General features: G+C 67.2%; 13 protein-coding genes. 5 read left to right on the top strand and 8 right to left on the bottom strand.

Going from position 1 to position 14393, the window contains the following annotated elements; all coding sequences use genetic code 11:
• Positions 1-26 precede the first annotated feature (26 nt).
• The 3 genes from HH302_RS20270 to HH302_RS20280 all read right to left on the bottom strand — a co-directional run bounded on the left by HH302_RS20270 (position 27) and on the right by HH302_RS20280 (position 2272).
• Positions 27-692 carry a DUF3313 family protein gene (locus HH302_RS20270; protein WP_172204526.1) on the bottom strand — a complete coding sequence of 222 codons (666 nt, stop codon included), beginning with the start codon at positions 690-692 and terminating at the stop codon, positions 27-29.
• 127 nt (positions 693-819) lie between these two features.
• On the bottom strand, positions 820-1401 hold the full coding sequence (locus tag HH302_RS20275) for a glycine zipper 2TM domain-containing protein (RefSeq protein ID WP_172204528.1): 582 nt from the start codon (positions 1399-1401) through the stop codon (positions 820-822).
• Between the two features lie 37 nt (positions 1402-1438).
• Positions 1439-2272: a hypothetical protein gene (locus HH302_RS20280; RefSeq protein ID WP_172204530.1), complete on the bottom strand. Its 834-nt coding sequence runs from the start codon at positions 2270-2272 to the stop codon at positions 1439-1441.
• Between the two features lie 171 nt (positions 2273-2443).
• Here HH302_RS20280 and HH302_RS20285 point away from each other — a divergent pair, with 171 nt between their 5' ends.
• Positions 2444-3985 carry a hypothetical protein gene (locus HH302_RS20285; protein ID WP_172204532.1) on the top strand — a complete coding sequence of 514 codons (1542 nt, stop codon included), beginning with the start codon at positions 2444-2446 and terminating at the stop codon, positions 3983-3985.
• On the opposite strand, the gene HH302_RS20290 is transcribed toward HH302_RS20285, so the two are convergent.
• Positions 3982-4806, bottom strand: coding sequence for a GNAT family N-acetyltransferase (locus HH302_RS20290; RefSeq protein WP_172204534.1), 825 nt, complete (start codon positions 4804-4806; stop codon positions 3982-3984). The two genes, HH302_RS20285 and HH302_RS20290, sit on opposite strands and share 4 nt — an antisense overlap.
• A 96-nt stretch (positions 4807-4902) precedes the next feature.
• Between HH302_RS20290 and HH302_RS20295 the strand changes: the two genes are divergently transcribed.
• Positions 4903-7065, top strand: a complete 2163-nt coding sequence (locus tag HH302_RS20295; RefSeq protein WP_172204536.1) for a UvrD-helicase domain-containing protein — start codon at positions 4903-4905, stop codon at positions 7063-7065.
• Positions 7066-7132: 67 nt separating this feature from the next.
• Here HH302_RS20295 and HH302_RS20300 read toward each other — a convergent pair whose 3' ends face one another.
• Positions 7133-7456, bottom strand: a complete 324-nt coding sequence (locus tag HH302_RS20300; protein WP_172204538.1) for a hypothetical protein — start codon at positions 7454-7456, stop codon at positions 7133-7135.
• Positions 7457-7553: 97 nt separating this feature from the next.
• Positions 7554-8636 carry an AraC family transcriptional regulator gene (locus HH302_RS20305; protein WP_172204540.1) on the bottom strand — a complete coding sequence of 361 codons (1083 nt, stop codon included), beginning with the start codon at positions 8634-8636 and terminating at the stop codon, positions 7554-7556.
• Between the two features lie 180 nt (positions 8637-8816).
• Here HH302_RS20305 and HH302_RS20310 point away from each other — a divergent pair, with 180 nt between their 5' ends.
• From HH302_RS20310 to HH302_RS20320, 3 genes are read left to right on the top strand one after another with little or no spacing between them, the layout of a single operon-like run.
• Positions 8817-10421: an FAD-binding oxidoreductase gene (locus HH302_RS20310; protein ID WP_172204542.1), complete on the top strand. Its 1605-nt coding sequence runs from the start codon at positions 8817-8819 to the stop codon at positions 10419-10421.
• Positions 10421-11992: a glycerol-3-phosphate dehydrogenase/oxidase gene (locus HH302_RS20315; protein WP_172204544.1), complete on the top strand. Its 1572-nt coding sequence runs from the start codon at positions 10421-10423 to the stop codon at positions 11990-11992. The genes HH302_RS20310 and HH302_RS20315 overlap by 1 nt, the downstream gene beginning before the upstream one ends.
• The gene (locus HH302_RS20320) at positions 11970-13544 is read left to right on the top strand and encodes an FGGY-family carbohydrate kinase (protein ID WP_172204546.1); all 1575 of its coding nucleotides are present in this window, start codon (positions 11970-11972) and stop codon (positions 13542-13544) included. Before HH302_RS20315 ends, HH302_RS20320 begins: the two co-directional genes overlap by 23 nt.
• Before the next feature lie 59 nt (positions 13545-13603).
• Here the strand turns inward: HH302_RS20320 and bfr are convergent, their stop codons facing one another.
• Positions 13604-14083: a bacterioferritin gene (bfr, locus tag HH302_RS20325; protein ID WP_172204548.1), complete on the bottom strand. Its 480-nt coding sequence runs from the start codon at positions 14081-14083 to the stop codon at positions 13604-13606.
• A complete protein-coding gene (locus HH302_RS20330; protein WP_172204550.1) occupies positions 14037-14288 on the bottom strand; it encodes a (2Fe-2S)-binding protein in 252 nt (83 codons plus the stop codon). Before HH302_RS20330 ends, bfr begins: the two co-directional genes overlap by 47 nt.
• Between the last annotated feature and the right edge of the window lie 105 nt (positions 14289-14393).

Consider the following 14393-nt stretch of genomic DNA (forward strand, 5'->3'; position numbering starts at 1 on the left):
TCGCTGTGACGGAAAGGGGCGGCGTATCAGCCGGCTGCGACCGGCTGCAGCGTGAGTCGGCAGGTGCTTGAACCGGCGCAGGGGTCTTCACCCTTACGCACTTTGCTGAGCGCCGTGGCGAAGGCCTCGGCACTGCGTTCGATGGCCGCCTTCATCGCAGCGTCCTGGCTGATCACCGCATTGAGGTTCATCGGGTCGGGGCTGGTTTCCGCGCGGAAGGAGGCGACGAGGGTGCCGCTACGGGCGTCACGCAGTTCGCCTGCGATGGTGACCGAGCCCATCGTTCGCGAGGCGCCGGCACCCGATACGCTCTTGCCGACGTTTGCGACCAAACCGATTGGCAACACATGGTTGATCACCGATCGAGTGGTGTTGGCGGGCTTCATGTCCTCCAACGTCAGGCTCAGGCGCAGCGTTTCGCCTTCGGTCGCGGTGATTTGTGCGCCCGCACCTGCCGCGGCACGGGCAAAGCTCTCGCGTGCCAGCGCCAGCGCTTGTTGCCGTTGCGTGTCAGTGACGCCGTCCCATCGACCGTTTCCGGCCACGGTGATGTCGACCGTGTCGAGCTGCACCTGGCTGTAGTGGCTGAGGCGTTGCGCCGGGGCCGCGGTGCTGGCGATCGCCATGCATTCATGGGCCATGACGGCCATGCAGACTACGGACAGAATTGCTTTGAGGGTTTGCCGTTTCATGATGATTTCCTTTCTGGAATTCAGGGGCCTTGTGGGTCTGCCGCGACGCCTGCCGCGGTGGACTTGATGGATTGCATTCTGCGAAGGCCCTTGACGACGCGGCAGTGATTTACGGTAAGCGCCAGCGTTACGCGTGGCTGGCGAGCGCCGTGCTGACGCTCAGCGGCACGTCGTCGCCAGCGTGGAAGGTCGGCACATAGGGCAGGGTTTCGGTCATCGTGCGACCGCGCCAGGTGTAGGTGACGATCGCGCCGCTTTGGCGCTCGACCCAGCTATCGACGTAGTAGCACTGCGTCACCATCGTCGGTGCCTGCGCTTGCGCTTGCGCTTGGGCGGCCGCTGCTTGCTTCTGCATGTGCTCGCCAACCATCGCGCCGATCACTGCACCGCCAGCGGTGGCCGCGTCCTTGCCCGATCCGTCACCGGCTGTATGGCCGATCAGGCCACCGGCGACGCCGCCGATCACCGCACCGCCATACGGGTGCTTGGGCTGTGCCTTGGCCTGTGCGGGCGCGCCCGGTACCTGGTTGCAGATCTGCTGTGGTTGATTGACGCGCTGGGTCAGGATGCGGATCTCGGTAATGTGGGCGGTGTCGCGATAGGTGCTGCCTTTTGCGGGTTGCTGGGTCTGGGGGTTGGCCGCCTGCGCGTTGGCAGTGGTCGAGATCAGAGCCAGGGTGATGACAGCTAGTTTGGTTTTGGTGTGCATGACGGGGTCCTTCCTTATCGAGGGGGTGGGGTGTCGTTCATCGGTTGACGTTGGCGCGCTCAAGATCGGCCAGCAGCGCGGGAAGCGGGGTGTGCGCCAGGGCTTCGGATTCGAGGCCGTTGGTTTCGCGGGGAAGCAGGTCGAGCAATCGGTACCACTGCGCCCAATTCGGGCGGCGCTCGTTATTGCTGTGAGCAACCTGGTAGGCGCAGCGCCACAGCAGGCGCTCGCGACCTTTCACCAGACGCGGGCTGCTGTGGCCTTTGACGTAGGCGCGGCCAAGGCCTGCGAGTCGTTGAAGCTCCGGCGGCCGGTGTTCGGGGCACATGAAACGGCCGACGAAGGCGAGCAGATGCCGTGTCGGCACCACATCGAGCCCGCTGGCGAGATCGCTCAGACGCTTGCAGAGATACTCTGCGCTGGTGAGCAGGAACTTGATGACCCTGTCGTTGGGACTGCGCTCAAGCCACGCAATCTCGACCAGTGGCAACAGCGGCGCAAAATAGACGGAGGGCCCCTTTAGCCCGTGCTCGTCGCGAAGCGTCTGGAGGATCTCTGCGGGTGTGTCCTCGGCTTGCGTCGAGTGACCCTCGCGTGTGATGTCCCAGGCATGACGCAGGTAGGCGCGGATCTCCGATTCCAGTTCGCCGAGCGTTTGCAGGTACTCGAAGCGCCGCAATTCGGCCTTGGCGCTGTTGTCACTGATCCAGTATTTGAGGCCCAGTTGGGCCAGCACGTAGTCGTCCCATAGCGTGCGAAAGGCGGGCCTCTCCTGGTACAGCCGGGAAAGCAGATCGGTACTGACGCCAAGGCGTTGCGGCGTGCCGGCGAACACAAGCAGTTGGGTGGGGCGGGGAAGGGCGGGTTGCATCGCGTGTCTTTCAGTCGGTGACATGCGGCGCATTCTGGTCAGCGCGATGCAGCGGCCAGAGTGATTTACGGTAAACCGCTGCTGCGATGTGTTGATGCAGCCGGAGGGGTTCGCTGCAGGCTTGAGGCATCATTCGCAGCGGAAAATCGCCCGATCCAACTAGGGGGCCGCATGCCGTTCACGCCTGAGCAGATTCGTCAGCAGGTCGCAGCCATTACCGCCAGCGAGGGCTTCGTGGCCTCGCAGCGCAGTCGCCGCCTGCTTGAGTTCCTCACGAACGAGACGCTCGCGGGGCGCGGCGACCGGTTGAAGGGTTTCTATATCGCGTGCGAGTTTCTCGGCCGCGGTGTGGACTTCGATCCGCTGGTCGACCCGATCGTGCGCATCGAAATGGGCAAGCTGCGGCGCGCGCTGGAGCACTACTACCTCACCGCCGGCCGCAAGGATTCGCTGCGGGTGGAACTGGCCAAGGGCAACTACCAGCCGCAGTTCTGCGGCGCACTCGAAACGCCAGTCAGCGAAGACACTGCGCCCGCGCAAGATGGTCAGCCCCTGCTTGGGCGCGCGTCGGTGGTGATCCGCTGCGCGGGGCCTCAGGCGGCTGGCGTGGCGGACGACTTCGCGGGTGGCCTGGCGCATCAGCTGGCAGCACTGCTGAACCGCCTTGACGACGTGTACGTGCTCTCGCCCGACCTCGAAGATGCGGCCAGCGCCCGTTTCTTGCTCACGGCGAGCGTACGCGGTGACAGCCAGCGACTCCGCGTGGCCGTGCAGCTTGAAGATCGCCTTCGGGGGCTGCAGGTGTGGGCCGACACCTATACCGAGGCGGCCAATGATCTGTTCGCGCTGGAGGACGAACTGGCCCGGCGCATCGTCAACCGCATCGCCGATCCGAACGCTGGCGAAATGTTCCGTGCGCTCGGCGGGTCGGCGGAGGGCGCACAAGCGCCATCGCCCGAAGCAATCGTCGCGCGTTTCAACACCGAGCACATGCGGCGTCTGAACGACTCTGCATGGCAACGCGAAGCACGGGAATCACTTGAGGCGCTGGTCGCCGCGCAGCCGGCTTTTGCGGCGGCGCGGGCGGCGCTGTCCAAAGCGCTGCACGACGCCTTCCTGCTTGGCGAGGCGGACCACGATGCAATGCAACGGGCCTTGGATCACGCCACCGAGGCCGTACGGCTCGAACCCGAAAGCCAGCACGCGCTGGCTGCACTGACCAATGCCTGCATTGCGCTCGGGCAGAACGACCGCGCGTTGCAGGCGATCGAGCGCAGCGTGCGTTTGAACCAGACCGGGCACTCGGCGCGGGCGATCGCTGCGGTCAAGCTGATCATGCTCGGCGAGGCCGAACGCGCCGAGGCCTTGCTGGCCGAATGTGCCAAATCACCCGGCGATGCGTCGCCGGTGATCGGTGTCGGCCTCGCCTTGCTCGCCTGGTTTCGCGGTGACTACGCCGGGGCTTTGGCGGCGGTGTCGCGTGACCTGCTGGCGAGCAACTTCTGGGGCGGCCTGGTGCTAACCGTCAGCCTTGCCGAGTGTGGCGAGCTTGCCGCGGCGCGCCGGAGTTTGAGCAGCACGCTGGCGATCAACCCGGCCTTCGCCCGTGCGCCAGCACGCTACCTTGCCGTGAGCCTTTATCGCCGCGACTGGCAGGCGCGGCTGCTGGTAGCGCTTGAAAAGGCGGGGCTGCCGCGCGAGCCTGCGGGTTAACCTGGCCGCCAGGCCATCTCACGCTGTGCGTTGGCGATAGCAAGCCCCGCTGCACAAAGCGCTTCCGCCAGCGTGCCCTCCGGCTCGTTCACCAGGCGCACCTGCCGCCCGTCCGCCGCGCCGGCGAGTGCGGCCAGCAAGGCGTCCGTGGCATCCGGGCTGCTGGCGATGTCGATGACGCGCAGCCAATCGCCGTCGATGCGAATCAGTGCAGCGCCAGTGATGGCGTTGGCAGAGCCGACGCACACGGGCTGCAGATCGGCTTGTGCGCGCAGCGCAGCGATGTCGCGCTGCCAGCAGGCTGGCGCGCGCGGCAGGGTGGCAAGCGCCGTCAACGCGGTGTCGGGAGACGCATTTTGGCCGGGCCGCGTGGCGCAGTTCAAGCGGCCTTCCAGCACCAGCAGGCGCCGCGTGTAAGCGAACCCGGCCTGCTCGTAGGTGCGCAACGCCCAGTTCTGTTCGAGGGCTTCGAGCGCGATCTCGCGCGCGCCGGCGGCGACTTGCACCTGCATGAAATCCCGCACCAGCGGCAGTGAATGCCGTTTGCCGCGCCAGTCCGGCGCGATGCCCCAGCCGCCGAGCCAGGCGCGTTCGCCTCGCACGCCGGCCAGCGCCACCGCCATCGGCGTGCTGCCGTCGAACCAGACGCAGGATCGGTCGAGGTCGATACTGCCCAGCAACATGTGACGCTGCAGCATCGCCGCATCGAACTGGAATGGGACGAAGTAGCCGCGGTAGGCCTCGTTCCAGACCGCGAGCAGGGCCTCGGCGCCGAGCGTGCTGGCGGCGGCCCGCGTGAAGGGGTGGTCGGTGGTGTTCATGGCGCGCAAGGGTAGCGCCGTCGGCCCGCCTTGTCCCGCAACAGTGGGGCTGTGGCGGGCCGGTACAATGTCGGCTTTCCTGCCCGGCCGTGCCTCATGACTTCGCTTCTCGACAACCTCAACCCCGAACAGCTCGCCGCCGTGACGCTGCCACCGCAGCCGGCGCTGATTCTTGCCGGGGCCGGCTCGGGCAAGACGCGGGTGCTGACCACACGCATCGCGTGGTTGATCTCCACCGGTCAGACCACGCCGCACGGCCTCCTGGCGGTGACCTTCACCAACAAGGCCGCGAAGGAGATGCTCGCGCGCCTCTCGGCAATGTTGCCGATCAATACCCGCGGCATGTGGATCGGCACCTTCCACGGCCTGTGCAACCGGCTGTTGCGCGCGCACTACCGCGACGCCGGCCTGCCGGAGACCTTCCAGATCCTCGATTCGGCGGACCAGCTCGCAGCGATTAAGCGGCTGTTGAAGGCGCTCAACGTGGATGACGAAAAGTATCCGCCGCGCGATCTGCAGCACTTCATCAACGGCAACAAGGAGGCCGGCGTGCGCGCAGACGCCGCCGAGGCCTGGGACGACTGGACGCGCAAGAAGGTCGCGCTGTACGCCGAGTACGAACGCCAGTGCCAGAAGGAGGGCGTGGTCGACTTCGCCGAACTGCTGCTGCGCGCCTACGAACTGCTGACCCGCAACGAACCGCTACGCGCGCATTACCAGAGCCGATTCCGCCACATCCTGGTCGACGAGTTCCAGGACACGAACCGCCTGCAGTACCTGTGGCTGAAGTTGCTCGCCGGCCACGGTGGCCCGGCGCCGGCGGCGGTATTCGCGGTGGGCGACGATGACCAGTCGATCTACGCCTTCCGTGGTGCCGATGTCGGCAACATGCGCGACTTCGAGCGCGAGTTCGCGGTGAAGAGCGTGATCCGGCTGGAGCAGAACTACCGCTCGCACGGCAACATCCTCGACGCGGCGAACGCGATCATCGCGAACAACAGCCGCCGCCTGGGCAAGAACCTGTGGACCGAGGCTGGCGCGGGCGAGCCGATCCGGCTTTACGAGGCGCTGACCGACATGGATGAGGCGCGCTGGATCGTGGAAGAGATCCAGTCGCTGATCCGCGATGGCGCTGCGCGATCCGACATCGCGCTGCTCTACCGCAGCAACGCGCAGTCGCGCGTGCTGGAGCATCAGCTCTTTTCCACCGGCATTCCGTACCGGGTATACGGCGGCCTGCGCTTCTTCGAGCGCCAGGAGATCAAGCATGCGCTGGCCTACCTGCGGCTGATCGCGAATGCGGACGATGACACCGCGTTTGCACGCGTGGTGAACTTCCCCACGCGGGGGATTGGCGCCCGCTCGCTGGAATTGCTCGCCGATTCGGCGCGCACCTACAACACCAGCCTCTACGCCACGGTGCCGCATCTGGCCGGGCGGCCGGCGGCCTCGCTCGCGGTGTTCGTGCGCCTGATTGAAGACATGCGACAGGCCACGCGCGATCTGCCGCTGCCGGAAGTGATCGACCATGTGCTGGAACACTCCGGCCTGCGCGCGCACTACCGCGCCGAGCGTGAAGGCGAAGAGCGTCTCGCCAACCTCGATGAACTGCTGAACGCCGGCGCGAACTTCATTTCGGAAGCCGAAGACCCGACGCTCACGGGCTTCCTCGCTCATGCCTCGCTTGAGGCCGGCGAGCACCAGGCCGATGCCGGGCAGGAGGCGATCCAGCTGATGACGGTGCACGCGGCCAAGGGCCTGGAGTTCGACGCGGTCTTCCTCACCGGGGTTGAGGAAGGGCTGTTCCCGCACGAGAACAGCATCCAGGAAACCGACGGCCTCGAAGAAGAACGGCGCCTGATGTACGTCGCGGTCACCCGCGCGAGAAAGCGGCTCTACCTCACGCTGGCGCAAAGCCGCATGCTGCACGGGCAGACCCGCTACTCGCTGAAGTCGCGCTTCATCGACGAGATCCCGCCGCAGCTGATCAAGTGGCTCACGCCACGGCAGGCGGCTGCGCGTTACTACGAGCCGTCGCAGGAATCGGCACACCGCACCCCGCCGCGCGCGTCGTCAGTGCCCTCGCGTGATCTGGGGGGATTCCGCATTGGCCAGCTGGTGCGGCATGCGAAGTTCGGCGAAGGCGTGATCGTCTCCGCCGAAGGCAGCGGGGGCGATGCGAAAGTGCAGATCAACTTCGGCGGCGCGCACGGCATCAAATGGCTGATGCTGGCGATGGCAAAGCTCGAAGCCGCGTAGCGCTGGCGCGCAAAACAAAAAGGCCACCTTCCGGTGGCCTTTTTCAGTTTCGACACCCTGCGGGCGCTTACTTGTCCTTGTCCGACTTGACGGTGTTCGCCCAGTCGTTGAATTCCTTGATCGCAGCATTGCCCGCTTCGACTTCGGCCTTGTAAAGCTCGGCGATTTTGTTGCCGGCGGCCTGGCGGTCGGCGATGTAAGCCGACATGCAGGCCTTGTAGGCGTCGAATGCCTTGTTGTAGCTCTTGATCTGCGCGGTCGACGGCTCCATGCCCAGCGGGCTCGGCTGCTTGCACTCGTGCTTGGGCGGCGGATTGATGGTGACCGGGTCGGCGTGGGCGATGGTGGCCGACAGTGCCAGCGCGGTCGCGGCGATCAGGCGGATGTTCACGGGTGTCTCCTTGTGAGAGCGAAAAACTGCATCCTACTCCGGCCACCGGGGGCGGAACTTGCGCCAGGTCGGCAACTGATTGTGTCGAGGCGACCTGTCAGCTGCCGCTGCGTGCCCGCTCGCGCCATGCGGCAGGCGTCATGCCGTACCAGTCGCGAAAGGCGTGGTTGAACGAGCTTTGCTCGCGGTAACCGAGCAGGAAGGCGACCTCGGTCATCGTCATGCCGGGCTCGCGCAGATATTGCTCGGCCAGCTCGCGCCGGGTTGCGTCGAGCACGGTCTGGTAGCTGGTGCCGGCCTCCGCCAGTTTGCGCTGCAGCGTGCGGGGCGTGCTGCCCAGCGCATCGGCTACATCGCCAAGGCGTGCGCTGTCGTGCGCCAGCAGTGCGACGATCTTCTCGCGTACCGCGTTGATGATCTCGGGCTGCCGCGCTTCGCGTTCGCGCGCGGCGAGCAGCTGCTCGGCATGGCGGGCGAGCACCGGGAACAGGCTGGTGTCGGCGTTGGGTACCGGCCAGTCGAGGATTTCGGCCGGGAAGCGCGCGCAGTTCTGCGGCGCGTCGAAACGCACCGGCGCACCGAAGAACTGTTCGTAGGCGGGTATCAGCGCGGGGTCGGGCGCCGCATGCGCGAAGGCCACGTCGATCACCGGCACCCGGGTGTGGGCGAGCCAGTTCGCAAAGCTCAGGATGCCCGCCATCACGCTCTCGGGCAGATGGCGGCTGGGCAACGTCGTGAGCCAGGGCGACTCCCACACATAGTGCGCCACCTCTCCATGTTCCTCGATGCGCGAGCGGCCCAGATCGTGCGCCAGCCCCTCGAAGCGCCGCGTCTGCTCGGTTGCGGCACGGAAGCTGCGGCAGGAGCACAGCACCAGGCCATAGACCGCAAAGGTCGATAGCCGCGTGCGTTCGCCCACATGCAAGCCGAACAGCGGATCGCCGCAGGCCTCGGCAGCCACCTCCAGCAGGCGGATGTAGCGCTCGACCGGCAGGTTTTCGGTGGCCGGCGCCAACGATTCCGGGGGCAGCCCCAGTGTTACCGCCAGCCGTGCGGGCGATAGGCCCCGCTCGGCCGCGGTGTCGATTGCCGTTTGTGCGTAAGGGCCGACCACACGTGCCTGCGCCAGCGGCGGAATCGGTGCGGCGGGTTGCGTTTCGGGTGTTGCGAGTTCTGTCATGGATTCACAAGGCGGCTGTCAGCAGGCAACAAGCGCTGGCGTTGGGCTCTGCAGACAATCCTACCTGTCGCCGCCGCGTGTGGTCATCCGTTCGCCGGACTTTCTCCGCGCAGGGGGCTGTGCGGCGGAAGACCCGGGCGGGCGCGCGCACGGGGGCCGACATCGACAGGGAGTGACTACATGCGACGCTGGAACGGCTGGGGCGATACCGCCATCGAACAGCCCCTCAAACCGGAGGCTCTGGGCTTCCTGGCCGACGTCGTCGGCCCGGGCACGGCGCCGAACGATGCCGCCTACGAGGCAGCGCTGGCGCAGGTGGCGGCACAACCGAGCCGCTTGCCGCCGCATCCGCTGATCGATACCTCACCTGCGGCGCGCTTGGCGGCGAGCTTTGGCCAATCGTGCGCGGACTGGCTGCGCCTGCGTTTCGGCGCGCTGGGCCGCGTCAGCGACGGGGTCGCCTTCCCTGAAACGTGCGAGACGGTGCGCGAACTGCTCGATTGGGCGCTCGGGCACGGCGTGTCGGTCCGTCCCTGCGGCGGTGCCACCTCGGTGGTCGGCCACCTTTCGCCGGCCGGCGACAAGCCGGTGCTGACCATGAACCTCACCCGCATGATGCGGCTCACCGCGCTGGACCGCGACGCCCAGCTCGCCACCTTCGAGGCCGGCGTACTTGGCCCCGACCTCGAAGCCCAATTGCGCGCCCATGGCTATACGTTGGGCCATTTTCCGCAGAGTTTCGAATATTCGACGCTCGGCGGCTGGGTGGTGACCCGCTCGTCCGGCCAGCAGTCCTCGCGCTTCGGGCGCATTGAACAGTTGTTCGCAGGCGGGCATCTGGAAACGCCCTCCGGGCCGCTTGATCTGCCCACCTTCCCGGCCTCGGCGGCGGGGCCGGATCTGCGCGAATGGGTACTCGGCTCCGAAGGCCGTTTCGGCGTGCTGACCGATGCCACGGTTCGGGTCACCCGCTTGCCCGAAGCCGAGCAGTTCATCGGCGTGTTCTTCCCCGACTGGGCGCGCGCCCAGGCCGCGGTGCAGGCGCTGGCGCAGGCCCGCATCGGGCTGTCGATGATGCGCCTGGCGAACCCGATCGAGACCCTGACCACGCTGAAGCTCGCCGGCCACGCGGCCGCGATCGGCTGGCTGGAGCGCTATCTCGCGCTGCGCGGCGCTGGCGCCGACAAATGCCTGCTGTTCGCCGGCTTCTCCGGCAGCAAGGCGCAGCTGCGCGCGATGCGGCGGCAGGCCGGCGCGATCATCCGCGCGCATGGCGGCGTTTCCACCGGCCAGTTGCTGGGCGAGAAGTGGCGCGCCACCCGCTTCCGTGGCGTATATCTGCGCAACAGCCTGTGGGCCGCCGGCTACGCGGTCGACACCATGGAAACCGCCTGTGACTGGCCGCGTGTGGCGCCGATGATGGCGGCTATCGAGACGGCCGGGCGCGACGCACTGGCGACCTTCGGCGAGCGCACGCACTGCTATACCCACCTCTCGCATGTGTATCCCCAGGGCTCCAGCGTCTACTCGACCTTCGTGTTTCGCGTCGGGCCGGATTTCGAAACCAGCTTCGCGCGCTGGCAGGCACTCAAGCGCGCGGTGTCGCAGGCCATCGTCGCGCAAGGCGGCACCATCACCCACCAGCATGGCGTCGGCCAGGACCATGCGCCCTGGCTCGCCGCGGAGAAGGGCGCTGCGGGGCTCGCAATGCTCGACGCGGTGCGTCGGCAACTCGACCCTCTCGGCGTGATGACGCCCGGCAACCTCTTCGGCGACCGCGATTGATGAACACCGATTGCGACCTGCTGGTGATCGGCGGCGGCATCACCGGGGCTGGCATCGCGCTGGAGGCGGCGCGTCGCGGCTTGTCGGTGACGCTGGTCGAAGCGCGCGACTTTGCCTGGGGCACCTCGTCGCGCTCGTCGAAGCTGGTGCACGGCGGCCTGCGCTATTTGCGCGAGGGCAAGCCCGGGCTGACCCGCGAATCGGTGCACGAACGCGCCGCAATGATGCGCGACGCCCCCGGGCTGGTCGAGCCGCAAGGCTTCCTGATGGCGCATTACCGCGGTCGTTCGCCGGGCCGCTGGCTGCTCGGCGCGGGGCTGGCGATCTACGACGCCTTCGCCGGCGTGCGCAGCCGCCGTTACCACGCCGCCGACCGTGCCGCCTGGCTTGCGCCCCACGTCGGCCAGGCCGGTCTTCAAGGCGCAAGTGTCTATCTCGACGCGAAGACCGATGACGCCCGGCTGGTGCTGCGCGTGCTGCAGGAAGCGCGTGCGCATGGCGCGCGGCTGATGAACTACACCCGGGTCGAATCGCTGCTGCGCGACGCGACTGGCGTTTGCGGCGCGCGGCTGCAGCCGGAGGCGGGCGCCGCCTACGCGCTGCGCGCCCGCTGCGTGGTGAACGCCACCGGCGTGTGGGCCGACGGCCTGCGCGCCACCTTGGGGGCCGCACCCAAGCTGCGTCCGCTGCGCGGTAGCCATCTGCTGTTTCCGCTCTGGCGGCTGCCCTTGGCGCAGGCGGTGGCCTTCATGCACCCGCGCGACGGCCGGCCGGTGTTCGCCTATCCGTGGGAAGGCGTTGCGCTGGTGGGCACCACCGATGAGGACCACGCTGCCGACCTCGCCCTTGAGCCCGGCATCACGCGCGGCGAGGCGGACTATCTGTTCGAGGCGCTGGCCTGGCAGTTTCCGTCGCTCGCGCTGTGCGATGCGGATGTGTTGTCGGCCTACGCCGGTGTGCGGCCTGTGGTGGCCAGCGGGCGGGCGGACCCGTCGAGGGAGACCCGCGATCACATCGTGCTGGACGAAGCCGGGCTGCTGACCGTGACCGGCGGCAAGCTGACCACCTTCCGCGCGATTGCGGTGGATGCGCTGGCGCGCCTGGCGCCACGCCTGCCCGCCGCCGGCCGAAGCGTTACGGGCAGCATCTTTGCGCCGGTGGCTAAGTCCGCCGCGCTGGCTGCGCTGCCGCCCGCGCTATGCGAGCGTTTGATCGGGCGCTACGGCGTGGCTACCGAGGCACTGGTCGCGGGTGCCGCGCCGGGCGAGCTGACTCGGATCTGCGGCACGCCCACGCTGTGGGCCGAGCTACGCTACGCTGCGCAGGCGGAACAGGTGCAACACCTCGACGACCTGCTGCTGCGGCGCACCCGGCTTGGCTTGCTGCTGCGCCATGGCGCAGCGGAGATCCTGCCGCGCGTCGAGCAGATCGCGCGCCCGCTACTCGGCTGGGACGCGACGCGTTGGCAGGCCGAGGTGGCGCGTTATCTGGACATCGTGCAGCGCTGCTATGCGCTGCCTCGCGAAGCCACGCAGGATTGGAGCACGCATGACGACGCCAACCCCGGATGATCTTCTGCTCTCGCTCGATTGCGGCACGCAGAGCGTGCGCGCGCTGCTGTTCGATCTGCAGGGGGCACTCGTTGGCAAGGCGCAGGTGCATTTCGACGACTACCGCGCGCCGCAACCCGGTTGGCTGGAGCACGATGCCGAGGGCTTCTGGGCGGCGACGGCGCAGGCCTGCCAGCAGCTCTGGGCCTCGTACGGCCATCTGAAGCCCGCGCTCCGCGGCGTGGCGGTCACGACCCAACGCGGCACCGTAATCCCGATCGATGCCCACGGCAAAGCACTGCATCCCGCGTTGATCTGGCTCGACCAGCGCAAGGCGCAGCGGGTGCCGACCATCGCGCCGTGGTGGCGGGCGGCGTTCAAAGCGGCCGGCGTGGCCGACACGATCCGCTACTTCCAGCGCGAGGCTGAGGCCAACTGGTTCGCCGAGCGCGAGCCGGCGCTGTGGCGGCAGATGCACAAGTTTCTGCTGCTTTCGGGCTGGCTCAATTTCCGCCTGACCGGCCGGCACGTAGATTCGGTCGGCGCGCAGGTCGGCTATCTGCCCTTCGATTTCAGGCGGCTCGCCTGGGCGCGTTCGTTGGACTGGAAATGGCAGGCGCTCGCGCTGGCGCCCGATGTGTTGCCCGAGCTCCTGCCGGTGGGGGCGACGCTGGGGCAGGTGACGCGGGCGGCTGCGGCCGACACCGGTATCCCGGAAGGTCTGCCGGTGATTGCCGCTGCGGCGGACAAGGCCTGCGAGATCCTCGGCGCCGGCGCGCTGACGCCGGAGGTCGGCGCACTGTCCTACGGCACCACGGCGACGGTGAACGTCACCACGCGGCGCTACTTCGAAGCCTTGCCTTGGGTGCCGCCGTATCCGGCCGCGGTTCCCGGCCAGTACAGCAGCGAGGTGCAGATCTTTCGCGGCTACTGGATGGTGCGCTGGTTCAAGGAGCAGTTCGGGCGGGCGGAGCAACTGGCGGCAGAGCAGGCCGGCATCGTGCCCGAGTCCTTGTTCGACGAGATGGTCGCCACCGTGCCGCCCGGCTCGATGGGTTTGATGCTGCAGCCTTTCTGGTCACCCGGTATCCGCCATCCCGGGCCGGATGCCAAGGGCGCGGTGATCGGCTTCGGCGATGTGCATACCAAGGCCCACCTGTACCGCGCAATTCTCGAGGGCTTGGCCTACGCGCTGCGCGACGGCCGCGAGCGCATCGAGAAGCGGAGCGGGGTGGTGATGCGCGAGCTGCGGGTCTCGGGCGGTGGCTCCCAGTCGGATGCGGCGATGCAACTGACCGCCGATATCTTCAATCTGCCGACTTCACGCCCGCATACCTACGAGACCTCCGGCCTCGGCGCAGCGATCGACTGCGCGGTGGGGCTGGGTCTGCATCGCGACTTCGATTCGGCGGTGGCTGCGATGACGCGCGTCGCGCGGACCTTCGAACCGATCCACGCCAATGCGGCGCTCTACGAGGCGCTCTACACGCGCGTCTACCGCCACATGTACGAACGCCTCGCGCCGCTCTACGCCGAGATCCAGCGCATTACCGGCTATCCGAAGCTCGACTGAAGGCGCTGAAACGAAAACGCCCCGCGCGAGGCGGGGCGTTGGTGTGAGCGCGAGGCGTATCAGGAATCCGCCGGCTTCATCTGCGACTGCAGGTAGTTCTGCAGGCCGACCTTCTCGACCAGTTCGAGCTGGGTTTCGAGGTAGTCGATGTGTTCCTCGGTGTCGTCGAGGATCTCCTGCAGGATGTCGCGCGACACATAGTCGCGCACCGATTCGCAGTGCGCGATCGCGTCCTTCAGGTCGCCGTGGGCGGTCGTCTCGAGCTTCAGATCGCCCTGCATGCATTCAACGACGTTCTCGCCGATCATCAGCTTGCCGAGGTCCTGCAGGTTCGGCAGGCCCTCGATCATGAGTATGCGCTCGATCAACTTGTCGGCGTGTTTCATCTCTTCGATCGACTCGTGATACTCGTGCGAGCCAAGCCGGTCGAAGCCCCAGTTCTTGTAGATCCGGGCGTGGAGGAAGTACTGATTGATTGCGGTGAGTTCGTGCTTAAGCTGCTTGTTGAGCAGCTGGATGACCTTCTTGTCGCCTTTCATGTCGGACTCTCCGTTCTTGCGCTGGGGCTTGTGCGTTGGGGCAGGCATGGCAATCGCGCAGGCACGCGAGGGCGTGCTGCGCGCAACGACCGCATTGCGTGGCTACGCCCAGCGTCGCGCTCAGGTCGCGCAAACGACGCGCGCCATTGCCGGCGGCTTGCTGGACTTGCCGTTCAGTGACGGCATTGCAGACACACACGTACATAGCCTAGTCCCGCGGAGAGCGTTGCCACAAGCCCATGTTTGAAAAACGGCTGCGGCAACATGAATAGGAATGGTTCGCATTCTGCTCTTGCGGACGCAAAAGGTC

Source organism: Niveibacterium sp. COAC-50 (genome assembly GCF_013184235.1).
Lineage (GTDB): Bacteria > Pseudomonadota > Gammaproteobacteria > Burkholderiales > Rhodocyclaceae > Niveibacterium > Niveibacterium microcysteis.

Bases quoted from the DNA above. Each gene is read 5' to 3' on its own strand.
- HH302_RS20270 (WP_172204526.1), bottom strand. From the start codon at position 692: ATGAAACGGCAAACCCTCAAAGCAATTCTGTCCGTAGTCTGCATGGCC.
- HH302_RS20295 (WP_172204536.1), top strand. From the start codon at position 4,903: ATGACTTCGCTTCTCGACAACCTCAACCCCGAACAGCTCGCCGCCGTG.
- HH302_RS20310 (WP_172204542.1), top strand. From the start codon at position 8,817: ATGCGACGCTGGAACGGCTGGGGCGATACCGCCATCGAACAGCCCCTC.
- HH302_RS20315 (WP_172204544.1), top strand. From the start codon at position 10,421: ATGAACACCGATTGCGACCTGCTGGTGATCGGCGGCGGCATCACCGGG.
- HH302_RS20275 (WP_172204528.1), bottom strand. From the start codon at position 1,401: ATGCACACCAAAACCAAACTAGCTGTCATCACCCTGGCTCTGATCTCG.
- HH302_RS20285 (WP_172204532.1), top strand. From the start codon at position 2,444: ATGCCGTTCACGCCTGAGCAGATTCGTCAGCAGGTCGCAGCCATTACC.
- HH302_RS20330 (WP_172204550.1), bottom strand. From the start codon at position 14,288: ATGTACGTGTGTGTCTGCAATGCCGTCACTGAACGGCAAGTCCAGCAA.
- HH302_RS20305 (WP_172204540.1), bottom strand. From the start codon at position 8,636: ATGACAGAACTCGCAACACCCGAAACGCAACCCGCCGCACCGATTCCG.
- bfr (WP_172204548.1), bottom strand. From the start codon at position 14,083: ATGAAAGGCGACAAGAAGGTCATCCAGCTGCTCAACAAGCAGCTTAAG.
- HH302_RS20320 (WP_172204546.1), top strand. From the start codon at position 11,970: ATGACGACGCCAACCCCGGATGATCTTCTGCTCTCGCTCGATTGCGGC.
- HH302_RS20290 (WP_172204534.1), bottom strand. From the start codon at position 4,806: ATGAACACCACCGACCACCCCTTCACGCGGGCCGCCGCCAGCACGCTC.
- HH302_RS20280 (WP_172204530.1), bottom strand. From the start codon at position 2,272: ATGCAACCCGCCCTTCCCCGCCCCACCCAACTGCTTGTGTTCGCCGGC.